Below are 26,814 nucleotides of genomic sequence, written 5' to 3' on the forward strand. Positions count from 1 at the left end.
ATGGGCGTCGTCACACTCCCCCCTCAAAGCGTCATCTCGATCTCCAACGCGATCGGAGACCTGTGCACCTTTCGCGAACTGGGCGACCTCATGCAGATCTGCTACGGCACGTCGGTTGCCATCACCGGTGTGAGCTTTGCCGAGCAGCCCCGGCGCAAGGTCGCCCGCGATTGCGTCGACTGGGCGCAAAAATGCGGGATCCTGACGAATTTCGTCGCCATCGTGCTGCATGCCAAGAACGACAACACGGCGTTCAGGGAATTGGTGACGCAATTGATCCCCGATGCCCTGACCGCACCGCCGAGCGTAGCGTCGCAGGTCGGCACCGTCGTCACCGGGCTCGACAGTCTCGCCGCCTATTTGGCCAAGGACGAGGTCGGGAAGAAGGCGGGCATCTCCAAGCAGCGCCTTGGCGAGATCGGCCGACGCATCAACCTGCTGGCTGCCTATAAGGGGCTGCACGACAGCCTCCACCATATCCAGATCAACCACACCCGCATCCTGCTGCAGGCCGTGGCGAGCATGGACAACCCGATCAGCTACGAGACGGTGCAGGTCTACATCGCCCAGGTCCGTGCCGCCGTCGCCGCCATCCGCACCCAGATCGCCAGGCCGGGCGCGGACGAGATCCTGGCCGGCCTCGACCTTTCCTGGGTCGACGAGCTGGAAAGCAGCTCGCAGCGCTGTCAGGAGGGGCTCGACGCCGACAGGCCGGGGCCGGTGCTCATCGCCATCCGGCAGATCGCATCGATCAGCGACAGCCAGTCGGTGCAGCTGAACAAGGGTATCTTCGATGCCGCGACGAAATTGCCCCTGCCGGAACTGGCAGGCGCCCTGGTCGAAATCGGCGCAGCCGATGCTGGCCTGCAGGCGGCGCTCGACGAGGCCATCGTCGCCCTCGGGGCCCTGCAGCGCACCTTGATGAGCCGGATCGCGACCCATAACCGCCTGCAGAAAGTGGAGCAGAACCTCTCGATCCTCGCCAGTTGCCTGGACGATCCCGGTGTCCTGATCGTGGATGAGATCGCCGCCCTCTGGCCCGAGACCAGGGCGATGCTGCTGAACCTGGCGTCGCTGGGCCTGGAACGCGCGGATCTGACCGTCGATGGAGAGGATTGCGACAAGATCGACGCCTGCCTGCAGGATGTCGAGATCGCCCAGCGCGACACCGCGTTCAACCTCAAGAACGCGCCGGCAATCCGGGCCCTGCAGCGGGCCTTCTCGGGTTTCCAGAAGAATGCCAGTGCCCAGTTCTTCGCGCTCGACAGCCGGCTGAAGGCGGATTTCGACAGCGTCTTCCAGATCAGCGGCCGCCTGAAGGACATTCTGGGGGCCGTGCCATGACCGAAACAGCGCCCCCTCTTCAGCCGAACATCTACGCAAGCATCGCGGATATCAGCCACGCACATCTCGACCTGCTCAGGTCCAGCAGCCAGCGGAGTGACGATAGTCCGCAAGCAATCGAAGCCTTTCACAATCGCGTTGCGGCTTTCCGGGACAGTGTCGCGGCAGCCGGCGCTCGCCTTGGACAGGAGGAGGATCGCGAAGCAGCCCAGGGCATCATCGACTATTGGAGCACGCAGCTGCTGACCTGGTCGACGAACGGCGCGAGGCTGGATCTCGACCTGCCGCTCGCTCCCTATCTCACATCGGACAAGGCTCTCCCCGCCGGCGCAACGGTGGCCGGGAGTTCGACGGGGGCGGCGACGGCGCAGGACGCCCGCGCCCAGATCCGCATCGGTGCCCTGGCCTATCAATGGCGCCGGTCGAACCGGGCGCCCGGCTATCTGCTTACCGGCAATGCCCTGGTGGAAGCTGCCGGATATCGCGACAAGGACCCGGAAATCGAGGCCTTCGTGAGCGCGAGCACGGCGGCCGAACGCCGGGCGCGCCATATCCGCATCGGGTTCATCGTCACGCTCCTCCTGTCCGTCGCCTTTGCCATCCTCGCTGTCCTCTCCTTCCTTCGGGAGAACGAGGCCCGCAAGGAGGCCGATCGCCTGCGCGAGCAGGCGGAGGAACTGTCGGCGGACAATGACAAGCGGGCCCAGCGCTTCCTCAAGGCCGATGTTCAACTCCAGACCGAGCGGTTTCGGCACGAGGCCGAACTCAAGGATCTCAACGACCAGCTGCTGGCGATGAAACGCTCGCTGGAGGAAGCCCAGACCAAACTCAAGGATGCCCTGAAGTCGGCGCCGGCACCAACGGCGAACCCGTCCCAGCACCAGTTCCTGCGTGCTTCGGACGCTGTGCTGACACAGGCCATCGACCAGTCCCGGGCCTACAAGCTTCCCCCTCCCCCCAAGCTGACGGCCGGCGAACAATTGCTCGCCAACGTCAACCTGATCGATGGCCCCAATGGCGATGCGCGGCGGGCGACCACGGACAATCTCGTGCGGGCATTGCGCGACGGGACGGTCTCGCCCGCCGACCAGCGCATGCTGGTCGGCGCCCTCGTCAACATGCTGGCGCGGCCGGCCGTCCAGAGCCTGACGCTGACGGGGCGCTACAACGTCCTCTACATCCTCTCGACCATCACGCAGACCCAATGGACCTTGCCGGACTGGGCGGCCCTGCGCGAGCGGGCTCGCGTCGTGACGGCCGACCTGGTCGGCCCCAATGCCCAGAACGACCTTCCAATGGGAACGGAATCGCAGAAATTCTACCAGCAGCTGGTGCAGAGGCTGCAATGACGCCAGCGGTCGCGAATCCAGAAGCCATGGCCACTGCATCTGCGAGACCTGGATTGCTTCGCTACGCTCGCAATGACGGTGCTTGATCGGCCACCCCGTTCAGCCCGATTTCCCTTCACCCCGGAACACCGCCAGCAGGTTGCTGCGGATGCTGTCCTGGCGCTGCAGCGACGTGATCTTCGCCCCGGTAAGGTCGGTGACGTAGAACACGTCGACCGCTTTTTCGCCGAAGGTGGCGATATGGGCCGAGGCGATGTTCAGGTTCAGCCGCGAGATCGCCGTGGTGAGGTCGTAGAGCAGCCCGGGGCGGTCAAGGCCCCAGACCTCCACCACCGTGTGCCGGTTCGACCATTCATTGTCGACCACCACCTCGGGCGCGACCTGGAAGGCCTTCTGCCGCGGCTTGATGGCGCTGCGCTTGGCTACGGCGTCAGGCAGTCGGATGGTGCCGGTGAGTGCCTGCTCCATCGCCTGGGCAATGCGCCCCGCCCGGCGCAACTCGTCCTCGTCCTGCGGAAATTCACGGCTGACGAAGATGGTGTCGAGCGCCAGGCCATCCGTGGTGGTGTTGATCTGGGCATCGACGATGTTGGCCCCGGAAGCCGCGCAGGCGCCCGTGATGATCGACAACAGGCGCGGATGGTCGGGGGCGAGGATGGTCAGTTCGGTCACGCCGCGGAAGGCATCGGTGGCGACCTCGGTGCCGAGCGTCTCGCCGCGCTCGCGCACGGCCCGCACGAAGCGGGCGTGGCGCAGCCGCCGCGGCAGGTCCACCTTGAGCCAATAGGGCGGATACAGGCGCGCCACATAGGCATCGACCTCCGCCTTGCTCCAGTCGGACAGGCCGGCCCTCAGTTCGTCCTGGGACAACTGCACGCTGGCGCGCCGGTCCACATTCGAATGGCCGCCGGCCAGCACCAGCTCGGTCTCCCAGAACAGCGAGCGCAGGAGCTGGCCCTTCCAGCCGTTCCACACGCCCGGCCCCACCGCCCGGATGTCGGCCACGGTGAGGATGAGCAGCAGCTTGAGGCGCTCCAGCGTCTGTACCGTGCCCGCGAAGGTCTCGATGGTCTTGCGGTCGGAAATGTCGCGGGACTGCGCCGTCATCGACATCACCAGGTGCTGCTCGATCAGCCAGGAGACCGTATCCGTCTGGGCCGGGGTGAGGCCGAGGCGAGGCCCCAGCTTCTTGGCGATCCTGGCGCCGGCGAGCGAGTGATCCTCCGGCCTGCCCTTGGCGATGTCGTGGAGGAAGGTGGCGACATAGAGGGCGGTACGGTTCTGGATGCTCGGCATGATCTCGTTGACGAGAGGATGCTCGTCGCCGCCCTCGCCGCGATCGATGTCGGCGAGCTCGCCGACCGACCGCAGCAGATGCTCGTCCACGGTGTAGCGGTGATACATGTTGAACTGCATCATCGCCACGACCTTGCCGAAATCGGGGATGAAACGGCCGAGCACGCCGGCTTCGTTCATGCGCCGGAGCACGGTCTCGGGCGCATTGCGCGAGGTCAGGATCTCCAGGAACAGCCGGTTGGCCTCGGCGTTCTCGCGCAGTGCCGCGTTCACCAGTTTGAGCGAGCGGGTGACGAGGCGCATCGCGTCGGGATGCAAGGCGAGGGAATGCAGGTCGGCAAGGTGGAACAGGCGGATCAGGTTGACGGGGTCGCGCGCGAACACCTGGTCGTTGGCGACGTTGAGCCGGCCTGTCTCAATCACGAAATCCTTGGTGCCGATCAGGGCCTGGCGCTGACTGCGGCGGAAGGGAGCGATGAAGCGGTCCAGCATCGCCTTGGGCTTTTCCTGGCGCGCCTCCAGCGCCGCGCAGACGATGGCCGTGAGATCCCCGACATCCTTGGCGACCAGGAAATAGTGCTTCATGAACCGCTCGACACCGCGCAGGCCCCCGCGGTCCGCATAGCCCAGAAAGGTCGCTATCTCGCGCTGGGTGTCGAAGGTCAGGCGCTCCTCGGGCCGGCGGGTGAGGAAATGGAGGGCGCAGCGCGTCGCCCACAGAAAGTCCTCGGCCAGGGTGAACTGGCGATATTCGCGCCGGGTGAACAGGCCGGCCTCGACGAGATCGGCGGCATCCCTGACGCGATAGACATATTTGGCGATCCAATAGAGCGTGTTGAGATCGCGCAGGCCCCCCTTGCCTTCCTTGACGTTGGGCTCGACGCGGTAGCGCGAGTTGCCGGCCTTGATCAGGCGCTCGTCGCGCTCGGCGAGCTTGGCGGCCACGAACTCGGCCGCGGTAAGCTGGACGAGCTCGCGGTCGAAACGGGCGGCGAGCTCCGCGGCCAGCCCCATGTCGCCGAGGATCGGACGCGCCTCGAGCAAGGCGGTGCGGATGGTCATGTCGCCGCGGGCGAGGCGCAGGCACTCGTCGATCGTGCGGGTGGCATGGCCGACCTTCTGCCCGAGATCCCACAAGACGTAGAGGATGGCTTCGGTGACGCTCTCGCCCCAGGCCGTCTGCTTGGCCGGCAGCAGGAACAAGAGATCGATGTCCGAACCCGGCGCGAGAGTGCCGCGGCCATAGCCGCCCACCGCGATGACGGCCATGCGCTCGCCTGCCGTCGGATTGTGGGTGGTATAGACGTAGCGCGTCACATAGGCGTAGCTGGCGCGGATGATCTCGTCCTCGAGCCAGGACAGGCGCTGGGCGCAGGCGGTGCCGAGACGGTCCTCGCTGAACCAGGTTCGGATGGTCTCGCGGCCGTCCCGCAAGGTTGTCTTGAGCAGGGTGACCACCGCCAGGCGCAAGGCGTCGGCATGCCCCTCATGCTCCAGCGCCAAGGCGTCGATCTCGGCTTCGAGCGCCATACGGTCGAGGACGAGGTGGAGCTCACGATTGGGCTTGTCGAGCATTGCAGGCCTTATAGCGTTTTGCGATTCGACGGGGCCCCCGAATCGCAAAGGCGCGTTGGAACAATGAGTTAGGGCAAATGAGCGTTCACACTTGAACGCACTTTGCTCTATAGCGTTTTGCGATTAGACGGAGTCACCAAGAATCGCAAAGACGCGTCAAAACAATGAGCTAGAGCAAATAAGCGTTCACGCTTGAACGCGCTTTGCTCTAGGAAGGAGAGTGTCCTGGGACCGCCGGCTTCCAGCCGGTTCTTGGAACCGCAGCGTTCGCCGGATGAGAAGAGCCGGCTGGAAGCCGGCGGTCCCAGGTATTATCCCTTCTTGGCGCTATCGCGTTTGGCTTTCAAGGAAAACAAGGCGTCGAGCGCCTGGCGAGGCGTCATGTCGTTGGGATCGAGCGCATCGAGGGCTTCCGCGACTTCGTCCCGGGCCTTGATCGCGGGCTGGGCCGGCGCCCGCGGGGCCGCCGCGAACAGGGGCAAATCGTCGACCAGGCGCGCCGCCGGAGCCTGGCGGTCGGTCGCCTCCAGCTGCGCCAGCACGGCCCGCGCCCGTTCCACCACGGCGGCCGGCATGCCGGCGAGCTTGGCGACCTGGATGCCGTAGGAGCGATCGGCGGCGCCGGGCACCACCTCATGCAGGAAGACGACGTCGCCGTGCCATTCGGTTACCCGCATGGTGGCGTTGGCGAGCCTCGGCAGCTTCTTCGTCAGCTGGGTCAGCTCGTGATAATGCGTGGCGAACAAAGCGCGGCAGCGATTGACGGCGGAGAGGTTCTCGATCGCCGCCCAGGCGATCGAGAGGCCGTCGAAGGTGGCGGTGCCGCGTCCGATCTCGTCGAGGATGACGAGCGCGCGCGGCCCGGCCTGGTTGAGGATCGCCGCCGTCTCCACCATTTCTACCATGAAGGTGGAGCGCCCGCGCGCCAGGTCGTCGGCGGCGCCGACGCGTGAGAACAGCGCGTCCACCGCACCGATATGGGCCGATTTCGCCGGCACGAAGGAGCCGATCTGCGCCAGCACCGCGATCAGGGCGTTCTGGCGCAGGAAGGTCGACTTACCCGCCATGTTCGGGCCGGTGAGCAACCAGATCTTGCCGGCCGCCTTCTGGCCCTCGCCCTCGCCGCTCAATTCGCAATCATTGGCGACGAAGGGCTTGCCCTCGCGCTTCAGCGCCCGCTCCACCACGGGATGGCGCCCGCCCTCGATGGCGAAGGCGAGCGAGGTGTCGACGACGGGACGGACATAGTTCTCTTCCTCGGCCAGCACGGCGAGCGCCACGATCACATCGAGCAGGGCCAGCGCCTCGGTGGCGGCCCGGATGGCGGCGCCGTCGGCGATGAGGGCCGCGGCGAGATCGGAGAAGATCTGGAGTTCGCTCGCCAGAGAGCGCTCGGCCGCCGAGGCGATGCGCGATTCCAGGGTCGAGAGCTCGGCGGTCGAGAACCGCATGGCGCCGGCCATGGTCTGGCGATGCACATAGGTTTCGCGCAGGCCCGGCTGCAGGAAGGCTTCGCCCGCCTGCTGCGGCACCTCGACGAAATAGCCGATCATGTTGTTGTGCTTGATCTTGAGCTGGCGGACCTGGCTCTCCTCGGCATAGCGCGCCTGCAGGCCGGCGATGACGCGCCGGCTTTCGTCGCGCAGCGCCCTGGTCTCGTCGAGGCCGGCATCATAGCCGGCGCGCACGAAGCCGCCATCGCGCTTGAGCAGCGGCAGATCGTCCTGCAGGGCAGCGGCCAGGCGCGCCGCCTGGCCCTGGTCCGGCCTTGCCAGGGCCGACAGGATGCCGGCGAGCACCGGCGGCAATTCGCTCTCGCGCTGGCGCAGCAGGGCCTCGATGGCAGCGATGCCGGTCAGCCCTTCCCTGAGAGCCGCCAGATCGCGCGGGCCGGCCCGGTCGAGGGCGAGGCGCGCCATGGAGCGGGCGATGTCCGGCGCCGATTTCAGCCGGGCGCGGACCTGGCCGCGCAGCAGCGCCTGCTCGGCGAAAAAGGCCACCGCATCCTGGCGCAGGGCAATGGCCTCCGGCGCCAGCAGCGGGCTCGCAAGCCATTGCGCCAGGAGGCGGCCGCCGGCCGCCGTCACCGAGCGGTCGACGGCATCGAACAGGGAGCCGGCCCGCTCGCCGCCCAGCGTGCGCGTCAGCTCCAGATTGGCGCGGGTGGCGGCGTCGATCGCCATATGGGCGCTGGCGCCGTCCCGGCGCGGCGGATCGAGCGCCGGCTTCTGACCGACCTGAGTGCGCAGGATATAGGTGACCAGGCCGGAAGCGGCGACCAGCTCGGCCCGGGAAAAGCTGCCGAAGCCGTCGATGGTGCCGACATCGTAGAAGGCGGCGAGGCGGCGCTCGGCCTGGGAGCCGTCGAAGACGTCGCGCCCGACCGGCGTGACGGCGGCGCGGCTCTCGCGCCAGAGCGAAGCCAGTTCGGCATCCTCATGCACCGCCTCGGCCATCACGATCTCGGACGGGTCGAGCCGGGCGATTTCGGCCGGCAGGCCGGCCTCGTCGCATTCCGACAGGCCGAACTCGCCGGTGGAGATATCGGCGAAGGCGAGCCCGAAACGGGCCTCGTCGTCGGAAATGCGCAGGCGCGCCAGGGCGAGCAGCAGATTGGTGCGCGTCGGCTCCAGCAGCGTCTCCTCGGTGATGGTGCCGGGCGTGACCAGGCGGACCACGCCGCGCTTGACCACCGATTTGGAGCCGCGCTTCTTGGCCTCGGCCGGATCCTCCATCTGCTCGCAGACCGCGACGCGGTGGCCATGGGCGATCAGGCGCTGCAGATATTCGTCCGCCCTGACGACCGGCACGCCGCACATGGCGATGTCCTCGCCCTGGTGCTTGCCGCGCTTGGTCAGGACGATGCCGAGCGTCTTGGAGGCGATTTCCGCATCCTCGAAGAACAATTCGTAGAAATCGCCCATGCGATAGAACAGCAAGGCGCCGGGATGGCCAGCCTTGATCTCGAGATATTGCGCCATCATCGGCGTGACGGGCGCCGAGGCGTCAGCGGTGTCGAGTTTGCGGGGCGAGGAGGTCATGGCGGCACGCTAGCAGATGCGGGCAAAGGGAGCACGAGGGCGACGCCGGAGGCTTGTGGATAGGTGGGGCATCTGGAGGGCCGACCTTCTCAGCTCCATTCAGTGATGGAGCGGGATCGACCTCCTGGAAACGACGCGCATGACGGAGAGCGCAAGGTGGTCGATCTGAAGATCGCCCCTCCAAGTGCCCCATATTGACGCTCCGGAACGAACATGGCCTGTTGTCGCCCGATTCAACTGCCCGGAAGCTTGCCCATGCCGCAGCCGCTCACGCCCGACATCATCGTGCCCGAAACCTTCGATCCCGCCGTAGAGGCCGAGCGGCGCATCGCCTTCCTCGCCGACTACCTGAAGGCTTCGGGCGCACACTCCTATGTGCTGGGCATCAGCGGCGGCGTCGATTCGCTCACCGCGGGCATGCTGGCTCAGGCCGCCGTCGAAAAGCTGCGGTCGGAAGAATACGACGCCTGGTTCTTCGCCATGCGCCTGCCCTATGGCGTGCAGGCGGACGAGGGCGATGCCCAGCGTTCGCTCGCCACCATCAAGCCCGACCGCACCGTCACCGTGAACATCAAGCCGGCCGCCGACGCGATGATGGCGGAACTCGCCCGCGAGGCCGCCGACCTGATCGATCCCGTGCGGGCGGATTTTCATCACGGCAATATCAAGGCGCGCCAGCGCATGATCGCCCAGTTCGGCCTCGCCGGCGCGGTGCGCGGCCTGGTCATCGGCACCGATCACGCCGCCGAGGCGGTGATGGGCTTCTACACCAAGTTCGGTGACGGCGCGGCCGACATCCTGCCGCTGGCAGGCCTCAACAAGAGGCGGGTGCGGGCCCTGGCCACCCATCTCGGCGCCCCGCGCGAATTGGTCTTCAAGGTACCCACCGCCGACCTCGAGACCAATGTGCCGCTGAAGCCCGACGAGGATGCCTATGGCGTGACCTATGAGGAGATCGACGACTTTCTGGAGGGCAAGCCGATCGCCGATGCCTCGCACCAGCGCATCCTGTCGACCTATCGGGCCACTGCCCACAAGCGCGCCTTGCCGGTGGCGGCGGGCTGATTGGGAGGGCTGGTCTGCAGACCAGCCTGCAAACACGGAGTTCGCCGGATAGAAAGATGCCGGCTGGAAGCCGGCGGTCCCAGGAAGCGCGCCTCTCGACAAATCGGCACACCTGAAATTATCTATAAATCATGAGCGCTCCGAAGGACGAAACCATCGCCATCCGCATCGCCAAGGTGCTGGCGGATCGCATCATCTCCGGGGCGATCGAACCCGGTGCCCGATTGCGCCAGGACCATGTCGCCGAGGAGTTCGCGACCAGCCATGTGCCGGTACGCGAGGCCTTCCGGCGCCTGGAGGCGCAGGGCCTTGCGGTGAGCGAGCCCCGGCGCGGCGTGCGCGTGGCCGCTTTCAACCTCGAAGAGGTGAAGGAGGTCGCGCAGATGCGCGCGGCCTTGGAGGGGCTGGCCTTGCGCCAGGCTGCACCGCACCTGACCGCGACCATTCTCGACGAGGCCGAGGAAGCCACCAAGGCGGGCGACCGGTCGCGCGACGTGCGCTCCTGGGAAGAGGCCAATCGCCGCTTCCATCGCCTGATCCTGGCACCCTGCCGCATGCCCCGCCTGCTGGCGGCGATCGACGATCTCCATGCCGCCAGCGCCCGCTTCCTGTTCGCGGCCTGGCGCTCGGAATGGGAAACCCCGACCGACCAGGACCACCGCGCCATCCTGGCGGCCCTGCGCGCGGGCAAGCTGGACGATGCCGCCGCCACCCTGGCCCGCCATGTGCAGCGGGTCGGCCTGAAACCGGTCCGGTCGGCCTCCGGCGCGACGCGGGAAGCCTTCGCCATCATCGGGTGACCTGTGTCATCCCGTGCGCGTTGCGGCGCGCAGTGCCGCGGCGCAGACACGGGGATCGCCATCAAGATAGGCGCTTTTCTCCTCTCGCGGTCCCGGCTCTGCGGTGCAGCACGACGTGCCAGCTCCGCGTCCGGGATGACATCGATTATGTCGCCCGCGCACCCGGATATTGCCAATCGTCCCATTTTGTGACCTCTATAGATGATTGAATTCGAAATTATCTATAATTCCCGTGGAGCTCCCATGTCGCACACCGTCACCCCCTCCCTGGCTCCGGCTTTCAGCCCCCTCGACATCTCGCGGCGCTCCCTTGGTTGGCAGGCGGCTGCTGTGGTCGCGGGCACGGCCGTTCTGGCCCTGGCCTCCCACATCCAGGTGCCGATGTTCCCCGTGCCGATGACCATGCAGACCCTGGCCGTCACCCTCATCGGTGCGCTCTATGGCTGGCGTCTCGGCGCCATCACCGTCCTGGCCTGGCTGGCGGAAGCCTGGATGGGCCTTCCGGTCACCGCGACGGGAAGCATCGGCACCTTGTTGTTCGTCGGTCCGACGGCCGGCTATCTGATCTCCTTCCCGCTCGTGGCCGCTTTTTGCGGCTTGCTGGCCGAGCGTGGCTGGAACGGCAACCGCCCGGTTCTCGCCTTCGTCAACATGACTCTGGGCAATGCCCTCTGCCTGGCCATCGGCGGGGCCTGGCTTGGCGCCCAGATCGGCCTGGAGAAGGCCTTCCTGCTCGGCGTCGCGCCCTTCCTTCTCGGCGGCCTGCTGAAGTCGGTCATCGGCGCCGTCACCCTGATGGCCCTGGTTCGCGGCAAGGCCGGCACCGCCCGGTGACGGTGCGGCTTCGTGCCCACCATCTCCTCTGCATGCTGACCTATGTCGGCAAGGGATACAGCCCCGGCTTCGTCGCCAATTACGATGCCATCGCAGCGCGACTGAGCCAGGGTGAAGACATCGAGATCGTGGCGGGGCCGGACGATATCTGCGCCCCGCTCGCAGAAGAGGCCGATTCGCATTGCCATGAGCCGCGGATCGACCAGCGCGACGAACTCGCCATCCGTGATGTCAGCGCCCTGATGCGCCTGCCCATCCGCACCGGTACCCGCATCGCCCTGACTCCGACCCTGCTGGCGCGTTTCCGCGGCGCCTTCGCCGCCAATCTCACCCGCTCGGCCTGTGTGGGCTGCGAATGGTCGGGCCTGTGCAGTGAAGTGGCCCGCGACCGCTACCGGGACTCCCGCGTCAGGCGGGATTGACGTAGCTCCGAGCAACTGCCACTTGAGCCGGCATGATCCCCAACTCCTCCGAGCCCGGCTTCGGCGTTTACGTGCATTGGCCGTTCTGCCTGGCCAAATGCCCCTATTGCGATTTCAACAGCCATGTCCGCACCGGCGGCGTCGACCAGGCCGGCTATGTCGAGGCCTATCTTCGGGAAATCGCCCATATGGCCGCCGTCGCGCCGGGGCGGCAGGTGCAGTCGATCTTCTTCGGCGGCGGCACGCCCTCGCTGATGGACCCGAAAACGGTCGGCGCCATTCTCGATGCCATCGGCGGGGCCTGGACCATCGCGCCCAATGCCGAAATCTCGCTGGAAGCCAATCCGACCAGCGTCGATGCCACCCGCTTCGCCGGCTACCGCGCCGCGGGGGTCAACCGCGTCTCGCTCGGCGTACAGGCGATGAACGACGCCGACCTCAAGCGCCTGGGCCGCATGCATTCGGTGGCCGAGGCCATGGCAGCCGTCGAGATCGCCGCCAAATCCTTCGAGCGCTATTCCTTCGATTTGATCTATGCCCGCCCGGACCAGCAGCCCCGGGATTGGCAGGCCGAGCTCGACCAAGCCATCGACCGGGCGGCCGAGCATCTCTCGCTCTATCAGCTCACCATCGAGCCGGACACCATGTATGAGCGCCTGGTCGCCGCCGGCAAACTCATTCCGATGCCGGACGAGGATGCCCGCATCCTGTTCGACATCACCCGCGAGACCTGCGAAAGGCGCGGCCTGCCGGCCTATGAGATCTCCAACCATGCCCGCCCCGGCGCCGAATGCCGGCACAATCTGGTCTATTGGCGCTATGGCGAATATGCCGGCATCGGCCCCGGCGCCCATGGCCGCCTCATCGATGCCGATGGCGTCCGCCGGGCGCTCTCCACCGAGCGCAGCCCGGAGAAATGGCTTGCGGGGGTGCGTGCGAACGGCCATGGCCTCGTCGACGACCAGCCCCTGACGGCGGACCAGCAAGGCGACGAAATGCTGCTGATGGGCCTGCGCCTGGCGGAAGGCATCGATCTCGCCCGCCTCGCCCGGCTGCGCGGCCGGCCTGTGGCGGAGAGCACACTGGCCGCCCTGCAGGACAGCGGCATGGTCGAGCGCCGGGAGGACCGCGTGCGGGTCACCCGTGCGGGTTTTCCGCTGCTCGATACGGTGGTGGCCGAGCTGGCGGGCTGACGGCCAGGCGCCGCAGGATCGCCTGCGCCACCGCCCCGGCATCGCCATCGCGGTCATGCCCGCCGGGCCGCGCGATGCGCTCGGCGCCCGCAAGCTCGGGCAAGGTGCAGGCACTATGCTCCTCCCGGCCATAGAGGCAGACCACCCTGCGCACGGGCAGTTGCAGCAGCATCGGCGCGACCGGCGTGTCGTCCGCCGCCGGCAGGTCGAGCATTTCGAGGAGCGAGATGCGGAAATTGGCCTCCGGCAGCAGGCCGACCAGGGCAATCAGCCCGGTTTCCCGCCGTGTCCTCGCCGAAAGCAGGGGCCAGGCGAAAGGCAAGGCGTCCGCGCCGAAGGAATAGCCGGCCAGGACGATGCGGCCGGCATGCCAGCGCCGGCGATAGACGGCCAGGATACGCTCGATATCCCGGGCAAGTTCGGCGGGCGAGCGCTTGACGAAGAAATAGCGGCGCGCATCCAGCCCGACGACACCGATTCCCGCCCTGGCAAGGCGGCGAGCCAGGCTTCGTTCCAGCCCGCCCCAGCCTGTATCGCCCGACAGGAAGAGCACGAGCTTGCCCTGCTCGGAGGGAGCTGCCGAAATCTCGAGCGGCAGGTCCGCGAGGCGGTCGCCAGCCAAAGACGAGCGGGCCGGGGCAGGCTGCCCCAAAGCGAGCAGCATCAGGCCGGATGCCAGCCTCATGACGGCGGTGCGCCAGCCGGACCGCCTGTGCAAGCGGCTACCCCTCCTGCCAGGGTTCGAGCAATCCCTGGCGCAGGGCCTCGCTATAGGTCCCCTTGTCGATGGTGCCGACGATCTCCTTGTCGAAGGCGATCTCGACGTCGAAGCGATGGCGGGCCGAGAGCCGGCGCAACTGCTCGATCAGCGCCATGGCGCCGGCAAAGTCGGCTTTCTCGCCGGCAATGGTCTCCCCGGCAAGCGTGGCGCGCACCGGCAGTTCCACCGCGCAGCCCGTGTCCGGATCGGTTTCGCTGATCTTGTGCTTGAACGCATCCGGCGCCTCGATCGGCCAGTCCACACCATCGGCGAACTCCTCGATCTCATCGATGATATCATCCATGGCATCCTCGCCGGCGATGCCGAGGAGATGGAAGGTCAGCATGTGAATCTTGCGGGCGGCGCTCATCAGGCTCTCATTTTAGCGGATCACTGCTGACAGGAAGATGTCAGTAGGCAGGCTTTATCAAGAGCTAGCGCGAAGATCGGAAAGGAACAAGCCATGGCTCTCAAAGGCAGCTGCCATTGCGGCGGCACGACATTCGAGTTGAGCGAGGCGCCACGGGAGGTGACGCGCTGCACCTGCAGCTTCTGTTCCAAGCGCGGCTCGCTCTGGGCCTACTACAAGCCCGAACAGTTCCAGCTGACATCGCCGCCCGAACAGGTTGCGACCTATCGCTGGGGGTCGAAGACCATCCAGCACCATTTCTGCGCCACCTGCGGCTGCGGCACCTATACCGAGACGCCGGACTGGTCGACCGGCGAGCCCGATTTCGACAATCCCAAGATCAGCATCAATGCCCGGCTCTTCGACGATTTCGACCTGGAGGCGGTGCCTGTCACCGTGATCGACGGCAAGAATCTCTGGTGAAGGCGACACTCAATCCCTGCGATCGACCCGCAATGGTTGCCACATTGAAACGGCCCGCGGCTCCGCCAGCAGTTCCGGCAGGGCTTCGTGCCAGGCCTGCCGATAGGGGCGGCCGAGCTGGACGTCGAGCACGTCCTGGTGATCGGCCCAGGTTTCGTGGAGCAGAAAGCGGCAGGGGTCTTCGGGATCGGTGTGAAGCGTGGCGTTCACGAAATTCTCTTCGTGGCGCATGGTATCCAGCAATTCATCGAGCATGACCAGAAAGCGCTCGCGCTGTTCGAATTTGACGGCAAAGCCGATCAGATAGGTCACGCTCATTCGACTGTCCTCCCGCGGCAATCCCGCCACCGATGCTGCCGACAATAGCGGACAGGCCGGGAAAGGCGATTACCTGCCAGGTCATTGCCGCGCGCCGCGTGACCGGCCTGCTTATTTCTTCGGCTGCAGGCAGTTCGCCGGAAGGGCCGGATTGCCGAACCAGATCTCGAAGGTGTTGGGGCGCGAATCGCGCGCTCCGCTCCAGCTGGTCGAGAGGTCCTTGGTGGTGAGCTGCAGGCCGACGGCGGCGAAGAGTTCGGCGAGATTGTCGGCGCGCTTGCGATCGGAGGTCTTGAAATAGCGCAGTTCATGCGCCTCGCCCGACCATTTGGCGAGGATCACCGAGGGAAAGGTGATGGCGGCCTTGTCGCCATCCTTCATCTCGTCGAGCAGGATGCCGGCACAAGGACGCTGGGCATCGTTGAGGGCATGCACGAAGATGCGGCTAGGGAGCCTTGCGGTCGCCTCCTCATAGGCGGATTTCACCGAATTGTTGACGATCGAGGCCTTCTGCACCGCGTTCTCCAGCAAGGGCAGCAGGTCGCGGTCGGACGAGGAATTGGCATAGTCGAGCTGTGCGGTGATGAATTCCACCGGCACCTTGTCGTTCTTGAGGAGATATTCGAACATGGCCACGCCATATTTGCGCTTCTCCGGCGCGGCGTCGGTCATCAGGTCGATCATGGTGCGCAGATCGGCGAGGTTCTGCTGCCAGCGCGTATAGTACCAGCCGATGCCGGCTACGGTGAGCGGAATCAAGGCCGTCGACAGGAGTTGCGGCAGGATTTCACGCCAGGGGCGAGGCAGCGACATAGGAAAGCTCCGAGCAGAGCTTCCTGCTTAGCGCCGAATCAGGGCGCCAGCCATGCCGCGTGCAGGGCGGGCGCGCGTCCCCCACAGGATCCGCGCGCCCGGTGCCGAACATCGCTCCCGAACGCGATCTCAGACCACGCTGAGGCGGACGTCGAGATTCTTGCGGGTCGCTTCCGAATAGGGGCAGACGATATGGGCCTTGGCGACGAGATCCTCGGCGCGGGCGTGCTCGATGCCCGGCAAAGCCACCGCGAGAGCAACGTCGAGGCCGAAACCGGCGCCGTCGTCACGCGGGCCGATGCCGACCGTGGCGGTGACGCTGGCGTCCTCGGGAAGGGCCACCTTTTCCTTGCCGGCCACGAAGCGCAGAGCCCCCATGAAGCAGGCGGCATAGCCTGTGGCGAACAACTGCTCCGGATTGGTGCCGGGGCCGCCGGCACCGCCCAGCTCCTTGGGCAGGTCGAGCTTGACCGAGAAATGACCGTCCACGGTCCCCGAGCGGCCGCCATCACGGCCATTGTGATCGGAACGGGCGGAGGTGGTGTAGAGAACCTTCATGGCAAAACTCCTTTGGGGTTGAACACGAGTTATATATCGCACACATTTATATCGTACACGATATAAATTTTGGTGGAAATGCAATTTTTTTGAGAGGGCGATTTTTATCGGGAAAGTGTGCGAAAAATGATTCAGCATCCTTGTCGCGTGCGATATGATTCGCAAACGACAATCGCCTGCCGCGTTTCTGCAGCCGGCACCGCGCAAAGACCCGTCACGCATCCGCCGAAATCCGAACGTTGCGTCATATGCGTTGCGCCAAAGGAGGCACCGATGGAACCATCTTCCAACGAGTTCACGCCGCTGCTCTTGCAGAACCAGCTCTGCTTTGCGCTCTACGCCGCCAACAATGCCTTTGGCCGTTCCTACAAGCCCCTGCTCGACCCGCTGGGCCTGACCTATCCGCAATATCTGGTCATGCTCTGCCTGTGGGAGCGTGACGGCCTGAAGGTGGGTGAGATCGGCGCCCGGCTCTTCCTGGAAACCAACACGCTGACCCCCCTGCTCAAGCGGCTGGAGGCAGCGGGACTGCTGAAGCGACGGCGCGACAGCCATGACGAGCGTCAGGTTCGCATTTCCCTGACCGCCGAGGGCAAGGCCTTGCGGGAAAAAGCCCGTATTGTGCCGTCCCAGATCGCCGCCAATACCGGCCTCGAAGCCGCCCAGGCCGGGGCGCTCAAGGACTGGCTGGAATGGCTGCGCGAAGCTCTGGACCTGCATCAGAAGCAGGAAAGCGACGCCGCCTGAGGCTGCGCTCGCTCAGCCTTCGCCGCCGATCTTCTTCCACACCAGGATAGCCGCAGCGAGGTCCTCCAGCGCGCTGCCGATCGACTTGAACAGCGTCAGCGCTTCGCTGGAAGCGCGGCCGGGATGGCTGCCGCGGGCGAGCCTGGCCAGATCAGCCCTGATATCCTCGGTCCTGACAATGCCGGCCTTGAGGGCCAGCGCGATGTCGCCGCCCTCGGTCAGTGCACTCGGCGTGTCGATGAACAGATCGCTGGCACGCATGGCCTCGTCATCGGCTTCGCGCATCTGCAGGTTGAAGGCGCCGACCAGATCCAGATGCATGCCCGGCCGCAGCCAGGCTCCCTTGACCAAGGGCAGATTCGACAGCGTGGCACAGGAAACCAGGTCGGCCGTGCGCACCGCCCGCTCGAGATCCGGCTCGTAGCGGGCCGCGATCCCCTGCTGCGCCAGTTCCTCCACGAGCTTTTCGGCACGCTCCGCCCGATGGTTCCAGATCGCCACGTCGCCGATCGGCCTCTGGCTGGCATGGGCGCGGATGAGGAAGGGCGCCAGGGCGCCGGCCCCCACCATGGCAAGGCGGCTGGCATCCGGGCGGGCGAGATAGGAGGCGGCGAGCCCCGAGGCAGCGGCGGTACGCCAATGGGTCAGCCGGGTGCCGTCGATCGCGGCCAAGGGCGCTCCGGTTTCCCCCGACATCAGGACATAGGTGCCGAGCACGGCCGGCAGGCCGCGGGCGCCATTGGCCGGGAATACGTTCACCAGTTTCGTGCCGAGATAGGCGCCCGGCCCGGGTGCGTCGGCGCTCCAGGACGGCATGATCAGGGCGGTGGCCGCCTCGGAACCATGGCCGATTTCCAGATGCTGGCGCGGCGGCGTGACGAAATCGGCGGCAAAGGCCGCGCGCAATGCCTCGATCAGGTCGGGAAAGGTCAGGAGGCGATCGATCTCATCGGCCGTGATGACGCGCATGGCTTTCCATCCCAGGCAACGAAAAGATCCGGGCCGTCGGGCCGGGAGCGCTGATTATAACCGATCCGGTTGCGGGAAACAGGCAGAGCCTGGCGGAAAGCGTTCGAGAGCGGGCGAGAATATCCGCGCTCCCGGCGACAGGATCAGAACGGCACGCTCGACGGCAGAATGGCATGGCTATCGCGCGACTCGGCCGCGGGGGCGGTCTGGCTGCGCAGCCGGTCGAGTTCGTTGCGATGGCGTTCCGCCTCGACCTGGGCAATCCGTGCGGCACGGCGGAAACGGCTCTGCTTCAGCCAGACCGTGATTCCGCCGATCAGCATGCCGATCACCAGGACCCCGAACAGAATCAGGAACATCGGCAGATGCAGCGTGCTCGCTTCGGCCCCAGGCGCGCTGGGGTCATAGGAGAGTGCGACGCCTTCGGCGATCCACTGCTTGTTCGCGATGGCGAAGGCCGCCATCACGATCAAGGCCAGGATCAGGATGAAATAATAGAAGAGGCGCTTCATGGCCTGCCCCGCTCCGGCATGATCGCAAAGGCGCCCGGCGATTTCCCGGCATCGCGGAGAATCGCAAAGACGCGTCCAGACAAAGAGTTAGAGCAAACAAGCATTCTCGCCAAGGCGCGCTTTGCTCTCGATCAGGCCGTCGGCTTGTTCAGGCGCAGCCGCATGTCCTTGCCGGTCTTGAAGAAGGGCACGAATTTTTCGTCGACGGGCACATGCGCGCCGGTGCGCGGATTGCGGCCGATGCGGGCGGGACGCGACTTGACCGAAAAGGCTCCGAAGCCGCGCAACTCGACGCGATCGCCCTTGGCCATGGCATTGACGATCTCGTCGAGGATGGCGTTGACGATATTCTCGATGTCACGCTGGTAGAGGTGCGGGTTGGCTTCCGCAATCTTCAGAACCAATTCGGATTTGATCATTTTCGTTCCCGTCAGTCGCCGGTCTTGTGAAGTTACGTTCGCTCGACGCGAATCGCGTCGAAGCTTCCCTTACAGCATGATGCGGATCGAGCCCAAAAGCTCCACCACCCAAATCCTTACTAGCCCAATCCTTGTTGGGCACCCTACGCTGGTCCGGACAGACCGTGGGACACGAGTGCCTCAAGGGTGCCAAACCGAGACAAGCCCGTCAAGCGCGCCCGGAGGCGTTTCGGGTGCCGAGCGGATGGCGTCGCCCAGGCTGGCGAGCCCGACGTTGTCGGCAAGCCAGGCCAGGCCCGTGCGCGCGAAGGGGAAGGAGGAACTGGTGGAAGGCTTGTCCCAATCCTCGACCGGCAGCGCCTTGAGGCGCGGCTTGTCCTTGCCGAGCCAAGCGATCGCGGTGGCCTCGTCGCCCATTTCGTCGATGAGCTTGAGGTCGAGCGCCTGCTTGCCGGTGAAGATGCGCCCGTCGGAGACCGCCGCAAGGCCGGCGTCGTCGAATTTACGCCGGTCCTTCACCAGGTCCTTGAACCAGCCATAGGTGTCGTTGACCACGGAAGCGAGCGCGGCCCGTGCCTCGGGGCTCGTCGGCGTGAAGCCGTCCGGCGCCGCCTTGAGCGGGGACGACTTCACCGCCTCGACGCTGACGCCGATGGTATCGAGCAGCTTGGAGACATTGGGATATTGCACCAGCACGCCGATGGAGCCGACCAAAGCCGAGCGCCGGGCTACGATGTGGTCGGTGCCGACGGCGGCCATATAGGCGGCGGACGCCCCGAGGCCATCGATGAAGGCCACCGTCGGCTTGCTGGCCGAGAGCTTGCGCAGGCCGTCATAGAGCGCCTCGCCGCCCGAGGTCGTCCCCCCGGGCGAGTTGATCCGCACGATCACGCCCTCGGCCTGGGACGCGGCAATCTGGTCGAACAGCTTCAGATTGGCGGTCTGGTCGCCGACGAAGCCGTCGAGCTTGATGCGGGCGATATGGGGGCTGCGATGCTGCAGGGCGCTGTTGCCCGCAATGGCGAAATAGGCCACCACCAGGGTGACGGCCAGGAACAGGAAAGCCAGCACGCGCCAGACGGAAAGCTTGCGGCGCAGGACACGTCTGTCGACCAGGAGATCGGTCTCTAGGGACATGGAAGTATACCCTTGGGGAAATTGGCGCGAAACCTAGCCGAGCGATCGAATGGGGGCAAGGCGGGCGATCGGGGGCGGGGCAATCACGTGAAGCCGTCAGCGTCATCCCCGGCGGGGTTGAAGACCCGGCCCCGACTTACACCAGCATCACGAATTTCAGGTCGGGCCGCGTCGTCGGGCTGAGGGTGATCTGCTGGAATTCGAGCGCGCCGCGCGTGGGATGGTTGAAGCGCCGCAGGCCCCCTTCACGGCCGATCACGCTGTGGATCGGCCAGGCCTGCGCGAAAAAGGGGCTCCGCGCCGTCAGGCCGCTGACGAGCGCCTGCATCGCCTCTTCCTCGATATGGTGGCCATAATCGATGCGGAACTCGGCGATCACCCGCCGGGCCCGCCCTTCCCAGTTCTCGATCAGGTCCCGGGCTGCCGGGCTGAGGAAGATATAGGCCAGGAGGTTGCGGTCATTGTCGCCGTCCAGCCAGCCGCCGAAGAGTTCGGCCGCCTGGGCGTTCCAGCCCAGCGCATTCCAGAGGTGGTCGAGCAGATAGGCCGGACCGGCGATGGTGTCGAGGGCGGCGAGCAGTGCCGGCGGCGCGGCCGGCTCGGCTTCGGTACTCGCCTGCGGATCGCGCTTGCCGGCGAGATCGAAGAGATAGGCACGCTCGGCCGTCGAAAAATTCAGGACATTGGCGAGCCGGCCGAGCGCGTGGGCCGACAGGGAAATGTCCCGCCCCTGCTCCAGCCAGGTGTACCAGGTGGTCGACAGGCCGGCGAGCTGGGCCACTTCCTCGCGGCGCAGGCCCGGCGTCCGCCGCCGTGCCCCACCCTGCAGGCCGAAAAGGTCGGGCGTCAGACGCGACCGCTGCGACCGCAGGAACTCGCCGAGCTGCTGGCGGCGCGCCTGATCCGACTCCGCTGTCATGGCAACTTTCATACCAGGATAAAAAAGGATCTGGTACCAGTGTAAGCGAGAACCTAGAGACGTTCCAGAGTGCTTCCAATCATCCCCGGAGAAAGAGCCATGGCCCGATCGGTCACCCTGGAAAACCTGGTCACGAGCCAATTCGGTTCGCAGGCTGCCGCCTATGTCGCCAGCACGGTTCACGCCAAGGGTGAGGATCTGCGGCTGGTCGCCGAAGCGGTCGCGGCCCGGCAGCCCTCCCGCGTGCTGGATCTGGGTTGCGGCGGCGGCCATGTCAGCTTCGCGGCCGCGCCGGTGGCGGCCGAGGTCGTGGCTTACGATCTCTCCCCGGAAATGCTGGCGGCCGTCGCCGAGGAAGCCGCCAGGCGCGGCTTTGCCAACATCGCCACCCAGCAGGGCTCGGTCGAGCGGCTGCCCTTCGCCGACGCCAGCTTCGACATGGTGCTGAGCCGTTATTCGGCCCATCACTGGGGCGACGTGCCGGCCGCCTTGCGGGAGGCCTTCCGGGTGCTGAAACCGGGCGGTATGCTGGTGATGGCCGATGCCGTCGCGCCGGCGCGGGCCGTCTGCGACACCTTCCTGCAGGCGTTCGAGATGCTGCGCGATCCCTCGCATGTGCGTGACTATTCGATCCGGGAATGGCAGGCGATGCTCGCCGCTGCCGGTTTCACGGTGACGGCGACCACCCCCGGGCACCAGCCCTTGGAATTTTCCTCCTGGATCGCCCGCATGCGTACCCCGCCGGTCTTCGTCGAAGCCATCCGCGCCCTGCAGGCGGCGATGTCGGAGGAAGTGCGCGAGCACTTTGCCATCGAGGCGGACGGCTCCTTCGTCCTCGACAATGCGGTCTTCGTGGCGCAGCGCTAGGGCGCGTCATCCGCTATGGTTTAGGGTTTGACGGGAGCGATTTTGGCCGAAGAGAAGGAGTTCGAGGACGCAAGCCTTCCGGCTTGCTACGAAGAACGGCGCGCTCATCGGCCAAAAGCGCCCCGCCGCCAGAGGCGGTGAGGTGAAAAATGGCCAGCTGCAACGTCGCTTCGCTTGCCAAGACGAAAGTCTTGGCAGCGCTCACTCCTCCCATCCGACCATTTTTGACCTCATCAAACGCCAAACCATAGCGGATGACGCGCCCTAGCTTTCCGCCCTGTCAGCCGGCGCTCGCCCGCCCCTGCGGTATCGGCCCCCTCACTGAGGGGAGCCGATACCGCAGGTCTTCTTCAGACCCTCGTTTCCTGGAAGCCATCTCCCCTAGCGTCGCGCTTAGCTGTAAACTGCGCGGGAAGGCCGCTCGTGTCGTCGGCCCGGGGGGAACGCCATGGCCTTGCTGACCGGCGGCTGCGAATGCGGGGCGATCCGCTATGAGGCGCGGGAAGCGCCCTTCGATGCCGGCTGGTGCCATTGCCGCATCTGCCAGCGTATTTCCGGCGCGCCGGCCCAACCCTGGGCGCTGTTTGCCGCCGAGGCCTTCGCCTATGCCAGGGGCGAGCCGCGCGTCTATCATTCCTCCAGCTTCGGGGAACGGCATTTTTGCGGCGAATGCGGAGCCTCGCTCGGCTTCCGGCTCCGCGAAAATCCCACTGAGATCAGCATCAATGCCGGCACGCTCGACGATCCCTCGCTGGCGGCGCCGCGCAAGCATATCTGGACCCGCAGCCAGGTTTCCTGGTTTGCCACGGCCGATGATCTGCCAACCTTCCTGGAATACGAGCCGGAAAAGGACGGCTAGGAAAGTGCGATTGCGGCGTTACTTGCCGGCTGCGCCATTGCCGCGCCCCCCTCTCCTGTGATATTGCGGCGCAAAATCCGACAGACGATCCCTTTTGAGCGCGGCCAATGTCCCGGCTGACGCAGGAACCCGGTTTAACCTATGCAACTTCGCAATATCGCCATCATCGCCCACGTCGACCATGGCAAGACCACGCTGGTCGACCAGCTGCTGCGGCAGTCCGGCGCCTTCCGCGACAACCAGCGCGTGGCCGAGCGCGTGATGGATTCGAACGATCTCGAAAAGGAACGCGGCATCACCATCCTGGCCAAGGCCACCTCGGTGGTGTGGAAGGATACCCGCATCAACATCGTCGACACCCCCGGCCACGCCGATTTCGGCGGCGAGGTCGAGCGCATCCTCAACATGGTCGATGGCGCCATCGTGCTGGTCGATGCCGCCGAAGGTCCGATGCCCCAGACCAAGTTCGTGGTGGCCAAGGCCCTCAAGATCGGCCTCAAGCCGATCGTCGCCATCAACAAGGTCGACAAGCCCGACGCCCGCACCACCGAGGTGATCAACGAGGTGTTCGACCTGTTCGCCGCGCTCGACGCCACCGACGAGCAGCTCGACTTCCCCATCCTCTACGGTTCGGGCAAGCAGGGCTGGATGGGCACGTCCCCGGAAGCCGACCAGAGCGCCGGCATGGCCCCGCTGTTCGACCTGGTGCTCAAGCATGTCGCCCAGCCCACCGTCGAGCCCGGCCCCTTCCGCATGCTCGCCACCATCCTGGAAGCCAATCCCTATCTCGGCCGCGTGCTCACCGGCCGCATCTCCTCCGGCACGCTGAAGCCCAACATGGCGATCAAGGCCCTGTCGCGCGACGGCACGGTGATCGAGCAGGGCCGCGTGTCCAAGGTGCTCGCCTTCCGCGGCATCGAGCGCCAGCCGGTCGAGGAAGCCGAGGCGGGCGACATCGTCGCCATCGCCGGCCTGACCCAGGGCACCGTGGCCGATACCTTCGCCGCGCTCGAAGTCACCGAGCCGCTGCAGGCCCAGCCGATCGACCCGCCGACCGTGTCGATGACCTTCACCGTCAACGATTCCCCGCTCGCCGGCACCGAAGGCGACAAGGTCACCAGCCGCGTCATCCGAGACCGCCTGCTCAAGGAAGCCGAGGGCAATGTCGCGCTGAAGATCGAGGAATCGGCCGACAAGGACTCGTTCATCGTCTCCGGCCGCGGCGAACTCCAGCTCGCCATCCTCATCGAGGTGATGCGCCGCGAGGGCTTCGAGCTCGGCGTCTCCCGCCCGCGCGTCGTCTTCCAGAAGAACGAGGCCGGCGAGATCCTCGAGCCGATCGAGGAAGTGGTGATCGACGTCGACGAGGAATTCTCCGGCGCCGTGGTGCAGAAGATGTCGGAGCGCAAGGCCGAGATGATCGAGATGCGCCCCTCCGGCGGCAACCGCCAGCGCCTGGTCTTCCACGCCCCGACCCGCGGCCTGATCGGCTATCAGAACGAACTCTTGACCGACACCAAGGGCACTGCCGTTCTCAACCGCCTGTTCCACGCCTATGCGCCCTATAAGGGCGAGGTGGCCGGCCGCCGCAACGGCGTGCTGATCTCCACTGATGCCGGCGAGGCGGTGGCGTACGCGCTGTGGAACCTGGAAGATCGCGGCCCGATGATGATCGAGCCCGGCTGGAAGGTCTATCAGGGCATGATCGTGGGCGAACACACCCGCGAGAACGATCTGGAAGTCAACGTGCTCAAGGGCAAGAAGCTCTCCAACGTGCGCGCCGCCGGCAAGGACGAGGCCGTGCGCCTGACGCCGCCGATCCGCATGACGCTGGAGAAGTCGATCGCATGGATCCAGGATGACGAACTCCTGGAAGTCACGCCGAAGTCGATCCGCTTGCGCAAGGCCATCCTCGATCCCAACGAGCGCAAGAAGGCCGAACGCGCCAAGGATGCGGCCGCGTAAAGGCCAGCCAACGAATTTTGAAGAGGGCCGGTCTCAGCACCGGCCCTTTTCATGTTCGACAACGAGGCGGCGTGGCAATCGGCTGGGACCGGGGACGTCCCGTCCCAGGCGCAGCGTATCCTGCGTGAAAAAACCGCCGGCCCCGGGAGCGTTTTGCGATTTGACGGAATGATGTCAAATCGCAAAGACGCTCAGGGCCGGCGGGTGCAATGAGGTCTCTCGCGGATCAAGTTCGTGCCGCGTCAACGGCATGGAGTGGAAGCTCACAGCTCCTTTTGTCGAGATTGTGGCCTCTGGTACGCCCTATCCCCGTTATTCACAATCCAAAGCGAGGGCCTGGTACTAGGCGACCGGCGTCCAGATCACTTGGTCGATGCGGCTGGCGCCCGTTGTCAGCATGGCAAGCCGGTCGAAGCCCAGCGCAATGCCGCTGGCCTGCGGCATGATGGCGAGGGCAGCCAGGAAATCCTCGTCGATCGGGTAGCGCTCGCCATAGACGCGCTCCTTCTCGTCCATCTCGGCTTGGAAGCGGCGGCGCTGCTCGTCGGGATCGGTCAGCTCGCCGAAGGCATTGGCCAGCTCGACGCCGCAGGCATAGAGCTCGAAGCGCTCCGATACACGCGGATCGTCGGCGGTGCGGCGGGCCAGCGCCGCCTCCACGCTCGGATAGTCGTGGAGGATGGTGGCTCTGTTATGCCCGAGATGGGGTTCGATCTTCTGCACCAGCACGCCGGAATAGATGTCGGACCAGGTGTCGTCCTCGGCCACGCGCAGCCCGGCCCGGCGGGCCGCCGCCGCCAGGGCGCCGCGGTCGCTGCCGCCGTCCCGGTCGAGCGTCGCCAGCAGATCGATGCCCGCAAAACGTTCGAAGGCTTCGGCCACGCTGAGCCTTTCGGGCTCGGCGAAGGGATCGGTCTCCACGCCGCGATAGCGGAACCGCTTCAGGCCGCCGGTTTCGGCGGCGAGCACCAGCAGGCGGGCGCAATCCTCCATCAGCACCTGATAGGGCTCGCTGCTGCGGTACCATTCCAGCATGGTGAATTCGGGCGAATGGGTGGCCGTGCGCTCGCGGTTGCGGAAGACCTTGGCGAAGGTGAACAGGCGCTTTTCCCCCGCCGCCAGCAGCTTCTTGCAGGCGAATTCCGGCGAGGTGTGGAGATAGAGCCGACGCACGCTGAGGTCGGCATCGATCAGGTCGGTGGCAAAGGCATGCAGATGCGCCTCATTGCCGGGCGAAACCTGCAGGATTGACGTGTCGACCTCGGTGAAATTCTCAGCCGCGAAGAAGCTGCGCAGCGCCGTCATCAGCCGGTTGCGCCCGATCAGGAAGGGCCGGCGATCCTGATGGGCCGATGGCTGCCACCAGGGGGTGGGATCGGAAGGCATGGCGGCTCCTTTTGATGGATTGCCTCGCCCCTACGCCAGCCGCGGCAAAACCGCAATCCGGGTTATGATGTCGCCTCACACCTGATTCGAGCATGATATCGCTGTTTCGACGCAATCCGACGCCCCAACCCGAACAGATCACCGTCAGGATCGGGGCAACGACCTATCCGGTCGCCGTCAGGCGGCTGGTTTCGGCGCGCCGCTACACGCTGAGGGTCCGCACGGCCCAGCGCGACATCGTGCTCTCCATGCCGGCGCGCGGCAGCCTGACCACCGCCAAGGCCTTCGCTGACAAGCATGCCGGCTGGATCGCCCTGAAGCTCGCCAAGCTTGCCCAGGACGTCAGCTTCGCCGACGGCGCCATGGTGCCCTTCCGCGACGTGCCGCACCGCATCGAGCATCGGGAGGGCCGCGGCACCGTGAAGGTCGAGGCAGGCACACCGCCCGTCCTCGTCGTCCATGGCGATATCCAGCATCTGCCGCGCCGCCTGACCGACTGGCTGAAGAAGCAGGCCCTGCGCGAATTGCAGGCGGCCGTCACCCGCCATACCGCAGCGCTCGGCGTCAAGCACGGCCCGATCAGCGTCAAGGACACCACCAGCCGCTGGGGATCCTGCTCCTCGGCCGGCGCGCTGGCCTTCTCCTGGCGTCTGATCCTGGCGCCGCCCTTCGTGCTCGACTATCTGGCCGCGCACGAGGTTTCGCACCTGAAGGAAATGAACCACTCGCCCCGTTTCTGGCGCCTGTGCCACCAGCTCTGCCCCCGTACCGAGGAAGCTCGAGCCTGGCTGAAGTCGCATGGCGCCGGGCTGCACCGCTACGGGTGAGCGTATA

26 protein-coding genes are annotated in these 26,814 nt (G+C 66.0%); 13 read left to right on the forward strand and 13 right to left on the reverse strand.

Annotation, left to right across the window (positions count from 1 at the left end; genetic code table 11):
• Both C5L14_RS03935 and C5L14_RS03940 read left to right on the forward strand, forming a co-directional pair.
• Positions 1 to 1,344: a hypothetical protein gene (locus C5L14_RS03935; protein WP_105860752.1), complete on the forward strand. Its 1,344-nt coding sequence runs from the start codon at positions 1 to 3 to the stop codon at positions 1,342 to 1,344.
• The gene (locus C5L14_RS03940) at positions 1,341 to 2,693 is read left to right on the forward strand and encodes a PspA/IM30 family protein (RefSeq protein WP_105860753.1); all 1,353 of its coding nucleotides are present in this window, start codon (positions 1,341 to 1,343) and stop codon (positions 2,691 to 2,693) included. The genes C5L14_RS03935 and C5L14_RS03940 overlap by 4 nt, the downstream gene beginning before the upstream one ends.
• Before the next feature lie 99 nt (positions 2,694 to 2,792).
• Here the strand turns inward: C5L14_RS03940 and C5L14_RS03945 are convergent, their stop codons facing one another.
• Together C5L14_RS03945 and mutS are read right to left on the reverse strand one after the other, a co-directional pair.
• Positions 2,793 to 5,564 carry a [protein-PII] uridylyltransferase gene (locus C5L14_RS03945; protein ID WP_105860754.1) on the reverse strand — a complete coding sequence of 924 codons (2,772 nt, stop codon included), beginning with the start codon at positions 5,562 to 5,564 and terminating at the stop codon, positions 2,793 to 2,795.
• A 311-nt stretch (positions 5,565 to 5,875) separates the two neighbouring features.
• Positions 5,876 to 8,605 carry a DNA mismatch repair protein MutS gene (gene mutS / locus C5L14_RS03950; protein WP_105860755.1) on the reverse strand — a complete coding sequence of 910 codons (2,730 nt, stop codon included), beginning with the start codon at positions 8,603 to 8,605 and terminating at the stop codon, positions 5,876 to 5,878.
• A gap of 255 nt (positions 8,606 to 8,860) precedes the next feature.
• On the opposite strand from mutS, the gene nadE reads away from it, so the two are divergent.
• From nadE to hemW, 5 genes are all read left to right on the forward strand, one after another.
• Positions 8,861 to 9,670 carry an ammonia-dependent NAD(+) synthetase gene (nadE, locus tag C5L14_RS03955; protein WP_105860756.1) on the forward strand — a complete coding sequence of 270 codons (810 nt, stop codon included), beginning with the start codon at positions 8,861 to 8,863 and terminating at the stop codon, positions 9,668 to 9,670.
• A gap of 131 nt (positions 9,671 to 9,801) precedes the next feature.
• The gene (locus C5L14_RS03960) at positions 9,802 to 10,470 is read left to right on the forward strand and encodes a GntR family transcriptional regulator (RefSeq protein WP_105860757.1); all 669 of its coding nucleotides are present in this window, start codon (positions 9,802 to 9,804) and stop codon (positions 10,468 to 10,470) included.
• A 243-nt stretch (positions 10,471 to 10,713) separates the two neighbouring features.
• A complete protein-coding gene (locus C5L14_RS03965) occupies positions 10,714 to 11,304 on the forward strand; it encodes a biotin transporter BioY (RefSeq protein ID WP_105860758.1) in 591 nt (196 codons plus the stop codon).
• Positions 11,301 to 11,726, forward strand: coding sequence for a DUF1284 domain-containing protein (locus tag C5L14_RS03970; RefSeq protein ID WP_105860759.1), 426 nt, complete (start codon positions 11,301 to 11,303; stop codon positions 11,724 to 11,726). Before C5L14_RS03965 ends, C5L14_RS03970 begins: the two co-directional genes overlap by 4 nt.
• A 32-nt stretch (positions 11,727 to 11,758) precedes the next feature.
• Positions 11,759 to 12,919, forward strand: a complete 1,161-nt coding sequence (hemW, locus tag C5L14_RS03975) for a radical SAM family heme chaperone HemW (RefSeq protein WP_105860760.1) — start codon at positions 11,759 to 11,761, stop codon at positions 12,917 to 12,919.
• Here the strand turns inward: hemW and C5L14_RS03980 are convergent.
• Together C5L14_RS03980 and C5L14_RS03985 are read right to left on the reverse strand one after the other, a co-directional pair.
• Positions 12,864 to 13,637: an AcvB/VirJ family lysyl-phosphatidylglycerol hydrolase gene (locus tag C5L14_RS03980; RefSeq protein WP_105860761.1), complete on the reverse strand. Its 774-nt coding sequence runs from the start codon at positions 13,635 to 13,637 to the stop codon at positions 12,864 to 12,866. The two genes, hemW and C5L14_RS03980, sit on opposite strands and share 56 nt — an antisense overlap.
• A 4-nt stretch (positions 13,638 to 13,641) precedes the next feature.
• Entirely contained in the window at positions 13,642 to 14,049 is a 408-nt protein-coding gene (locus tag C5L14_RS03985) for a hypothetical protein (RefSeq protein WP_105860762.1), read from the reverse strand.
• Between the two features lie 93 nt (positions 14,050 to 14,142).
• Between C5L14_RS03985 and C5L14_RS03990 the strand changes: the two genes are divergently transcribed.
• Positions 14,143 to 14,511: a GFA family protein gene (locus C5L14_RS03990; RefSeq protein ID WP_105860763.1), complete on the forward strand. Its 369-nt coding sequence runs from the start codon at positions 14,143 to 14,145 to the stop codon at positions 14,509 to 14,511.
• Between the two features lie 9 nt (positions 14,512 to 14,520).
• Here C5L14_RS03990 and C5L14_RS03995 read toward each other — a convergent pair whose 3' ends face one another.
• The 3 genes from C5L14_RS03995 to C5L14_RS04005 all read right to left on the reverse strand — a co-directional run bounded on the left by C5L14_RS03995 (position 14,521) and on the right by C5L14_RS04005 (position 16,200).
• Entirely contained in the window at positions 14,521 to 14,829 is a 309-nt protein-coding gene (locus tag C5L14_RS03995; RefSeq protein ID WP_105860764.1) for a putative quinol monooxygenase, read from the reverse strand.
• A gap of 111 nt (positions 14,830 to 14,940) precedes the next feature.
• The gene (locus C5L14_RS04000) at positions 14,941 to 15,642 is read right to left on the reverse strand and encodes a hypothetical protein (RefSeq protein WP_105860765.1); all 702 of its coding nucleotides are present in this window, start codon (positions 15,640 to 15,642) and stop codon (positions 14,941 to 14,943) included.
• 129 nt (positions 15,643 to 15,771) lie between these two features.
• Complete coding sequence (locus C5L14_RS04005; RefSeq protein WP_105860766.1) at positions 15,772 to 16,200, reverse strand: organic hydroperoxide resistance protein; 429 nt, start codon at positions 16,198 to 16,200, stop codon at positions 15,772 to 15,774.
• A 273-nt stretch (positions 16,201 to 16,473) separates the two neighbouring features.
• On the opposite strand from C5L14_RS04005, the gene C5L14_RS04010 reads away from it, so the two are divergent.
• Entirely contained in the window at positions 16,474 to 16,947 is a 474-nt protein-coding gene (locus C5L14_RS04010) for a MarR family winged helix-turn-helix transcriptional regulator (protein ID WP_105860767.1), read from the forward strand.
• Between the two features lie 12 nt (positions 16,948 to 16,959).
• Here the strand turns inward: C5L14_RS04010 and C5L14_RS04015 are convergent, their stop codons facing one another.
• From C5L14_RS04015 to C5L14_RS04035, 5 genes are all read right to left on the reverse strand, one after another.
• Positions 16,960 to 17,916, reverse strand: a complete 957-nt coding sequence (locus C5L14_RS04015; protein WP_105860768.1) for an ornithine cyclodeaminase family protein — start codon at positions 17,914 to 17,916, stop codon at positions 16,960 to 16,962.
• 143 nt (positions 17,917 to 18,059) lie between these two features.
• A complete protein-coding gene (locus C5L14_RS04020) occupies positions 18,060 to 18,428 on the reverse strand; it encodes a LapA family protein (RefSeq protein ID WP_105860769.1) in 369 nt (122 codons plus the stop codon).
• A gap of 131 nt (positions 18,429 to 18,559) precedes the next feature.
• Positions 18,560 to 18,847 (reverse strand): integration host factor subunit beta, encoded by a 288-nt coding sequence (gene ihfB / locus C5L14_RS04025; RefSeq protein WP_105860770.1) that lies wholly within the window; start codon positions 18,845 to 18,847, stop codon positions 18,560 to 18,562.
• A 180-nt stretch (positions 18,848 to 19,027) separates the two neighbouring features.
• Positions 19,028 to 19,984: a signal peptide peptidase SppA gene (gene sppA / locus C5L14_RS04030; protein WP_105860771.1), complete on the reverse strand. Its 957-nt coding sequence runs from the start codon at positions 19,982 to 19,984 to the stop codon at positions 19,028 to 19,030.
• Positions 19,985 to 20,120: 136 nt separating this feature from the next.
• Complete coding sequence (locus C5L14_RS04035; protein WP_105860772.1) at positions 20,121 to 20,903, reverse strand: helix-turn-helix transcriptional regulator; 783 nt, start codon at positions 20,901 to 20,903, stop codon at positions 20,121 to 20,123.
• Positions 20,904 to 21,002: 99 nt separating this feature from the next.
• Between C5L14_RS04035 and C5L14_RS04040 the strand changes: the two genes are divergently transcribed.
• The 3 genes from C5L14_RS04040 to typA all read left to right on the forward strand — a co-directional run bounded on the left by C5L14_RS04040 (position 21,003) and on the right by typA (position 24,594).
• Positions 21,003 to 21,770: a class I SAM-dependent methyltransferase gene (locus C5L14_RS04040; RefSeq protein WP_105860773.1), complete on the forward strand. Its 768-nt coding sequence runs from the start codon at positions 21,003 to 21,005 to the stop codon at positions 21,768 to 21,770.
• Between the two features lie 448 nt (positions 21,771 to 22,218).
• Positions 22,219 to 22,629: a GFA family protein gene (locus C5L14_RS04045; RefSeq protein WP_105860774.1), complete on the forward strand. Its 411-nt coding sequence runs from the start codon at positions 22,219 to 22,221 to the stop codon at positions 22,627 to 22,629.
• Between the two features lie 141 nt (positions 22,630 to 22,770).
• Positions 22,771 to 24,594, forward strand: a complete 1,824-nt coding sequence (typA, locus tag C5L14_RS04050; protein ID WP_105860775.1) for a translational GTPase TypA — start codon at positions 22,771 to 22,773, stop codon at positions 24,592 to 24,594.
• A gap of 342 nt (positions 24,595 to 24,936) precedes the next feature.
• Here typA and epmA read toward each other — a convergent pair whose 3' ends face one another.
• Positions 24,937 to 25,980, reverse strand: a complete 1,044-nt coding sequence (epmA, locus tag C5L14_RS04055) for an EF-P lysine aminoacylase EpmA (RefSeq protein WP_105860776.1) — start codon at positions 25,978 to 25,980, stop codon at positions 24,937 to 24,939.
• A gap of 92 nt (positions 25,981 to 26,072) precedes the next feature.
• On the opposite strand from epmA, the gene C5L14_RS04060 reads away from it, so the two are divergent.
• The gene (locus C5L14_RS04060) at positions 26,073 to 26,807 is read left to right on the forward strand and encodes a M48 family metallopeptidase (protein WP_105860777.1); all 735 of its coding nucleotides are present in this window, start codon (positions 26,073 to 26,075) and stop codon (positions 26,805 to 26,807) included.
• The last annotated feature ends 7 nt before the right edge of the window (positions 26,808 to 26,814 follow it).

The organism is Labrys okinawensis (assembly GCF_002982075.1).
GTDB classification, from domain to species: Bacteria; Pseudomonadota; Alphaproteobacteria; order Rhizobiales; family Labraceae; genus Labrys; species Labrys okinawensis_A.

What these genes read in the sequence shown, in the direction of transcription:
- C5L14_RS03935 (WP_105860752.1), top strand. Translation starts at nt 1, where the DNA reads ATGGGCGTCGTCACACTCCCCCCTCAAAGCGTCATCTCGATCTCCAAC.
- C5L14_RS03940 (WP_105860753.1), top strand. Translation starts at nt 1,341, where the DNA reads ATGACCGAAACAGCGCCCCCTCTTCAGCCGAACATCTACGCAAGCATC.
- C5L14_RS03945 (WP_105860754.1), bottom strand. Translation starts at nt 5,564, where the DNA reads ATGCTCGACAAGCCCAATCGTGAGCTCCACCTCGTCCTCGACCGTATG.
- mutS (WP_105860755.1), bottom strand. Translation starts at nt 8,605, where the DNA reads ATGACCTCCTCGCCCCGCAAACTCGACACCGCTGACGCCTCGGCGCCC.
- nadE (WP_105860756.1), top strand. Translation starts at nt 8,861, where the DNA reads ATGCCGCAGCCGCTCACGCCCGACATCATCGTGCCCGAAACCTTCGAT.
- C5L14_RS03960 (WP_105860757.1), top strand. Translation starts at nt 9,802, where the DNA reads ATGAGCGCTCCGAAGGACGAAACCATCGCCATCCGCATCGCCAAGGTG.
- C5L14_RS03965 (WP_105860758.1), top strand. Translation starts at nt 10,714, where the DNA reads ATGTCGCACACCGTCACCCCCTCCCTGGCTCCGGCTTTCAGCCCCCTC.
- hemW (WP_105860760.1), top strand. Translation starts at nt 11,759, where the DNA reads ATGATCCCCAACTCCTCCGAGCCCGGCTTCGGCGTTTACGTGCATTGG.
- C5L14_RS03985 (WP_105860762.1), bottom strand. Translation starts at nt 14,049, where the DNA reads ATGAGCGCCGCCCGCAAGATTCACATGCTGACCTTCCATCTCCTCGGC.
- C5L14_RS03990 (WP_105860763.1), top strand. Translation starts at nt 14,143, where the DNA reads ATGGCTCTCAAAGGCAGCTGCCATTGCGGCGGCACGACATTCGAGTTG.
- C5L14_RS03995 (WP_105860764.1), bottom strand. Translation starts at nt 14,829, where the DNA reads ATGAGCGTGACCTATCTGATCGGCTTTGCCGTCAAATTCGAACAGCGC.
- C5L14_RS04000 (WP_105860765.1), bottom strand. Translation starts at nt 15,642, where the DNA reads ATGTCGCTGCCTCGCCCCTGGCGTGAAATCCTGCCGCAACTCCTGTCG.
- C5L14_RS04005 (WP_105860766.1), bottom strand. Translation starts at nt 16,200, where the DNA reads ATGAAGGTTCTCTACACCACCTCCGCCCGTTCCGATCACAATGGCCGT.
- C5L14_RS04010 (WP_105860767.1), top strand. Translation starts at nt 16,474, where the DNA reads ATGGAACCATCTTCCAACGAGTTCACGCCGCTGCTCTTGCAGAACCAG.
- C5L14_RS04015 (WP_105860768.1), bottom strand. Translation starts at nt 17,916, where the DNA reads ATGCGCGTCATCACGGCCGATGAGATCGATCGCCTCCTGACCTTTCCC.
- C5L14_RS04020 (WP_105860769.1), bottom strand. Translation starts at nt 18,428, where the DNA reads ATGAAGCGCCTCTTCTATTATTTCATCCTGATCCTGGCCTTGATCGTG.
- ihfB (WP_105860770.1), bottom strand. Translation starts at nt 18,847, where the DNA reads ATGATCAAATCCGAATTGGTTCTGAAGATTGCGGAAGCCAACCCGCAC.
- sppA (WP_105860771.1), bottom strand. Translation starts at nt 19,984, where the DNA reads ATGTCCCTAGAGACCGATCTCCTGGTCGACAGACGTGTCCTGCGCCGC.
- C5L14_RS04035 (WP_105860772.1), bottom strand. Translation starts at nt 20,903, where the DNA reads ATGACAGCGGAGTCGGATCAGGCGCGCCGCCAGCAGCTCGGCGAGTTC.
- C5L14_RS04040 (WP_105860773.1), top strand. Translation starts at nt 21,003, where the DNA reads ATGGCCCGATCGGTCACCCTGGAAAACCTGGTCACGAGCCAATTCGGT.
- C5L14_RS04045 (WP_105860774.1), top strand. Translation starts at nt 22,219, where the DNA reads ATGGCCTTGCTGACCGGCGGCTGCGAATGCGGGGCGATCCGCTATGAG.
- typA (WP_105860775.1), top strand. Translation starts at nt 22,771, where the DNA reads ATGCAACTTCGCAATATCGCCATCATCGCCCACGTCGACCATGGCAAG.
- epmA (WP_105860776.1), bottom strand. Translation starts at nt 25,980, where the DNA reads ATGCCTTCCGATCCCACCCCCTGGTGGCAGCCATCGGCCCATCAGGAT.
- C5L14_RS04060 (WP_105860777.1), top strand. Translation starts at nt 26,073, where the DNA reads ATGATATCGCTGTTTCGACGCAATCCGACGCCCCAACCCGAACAGATC.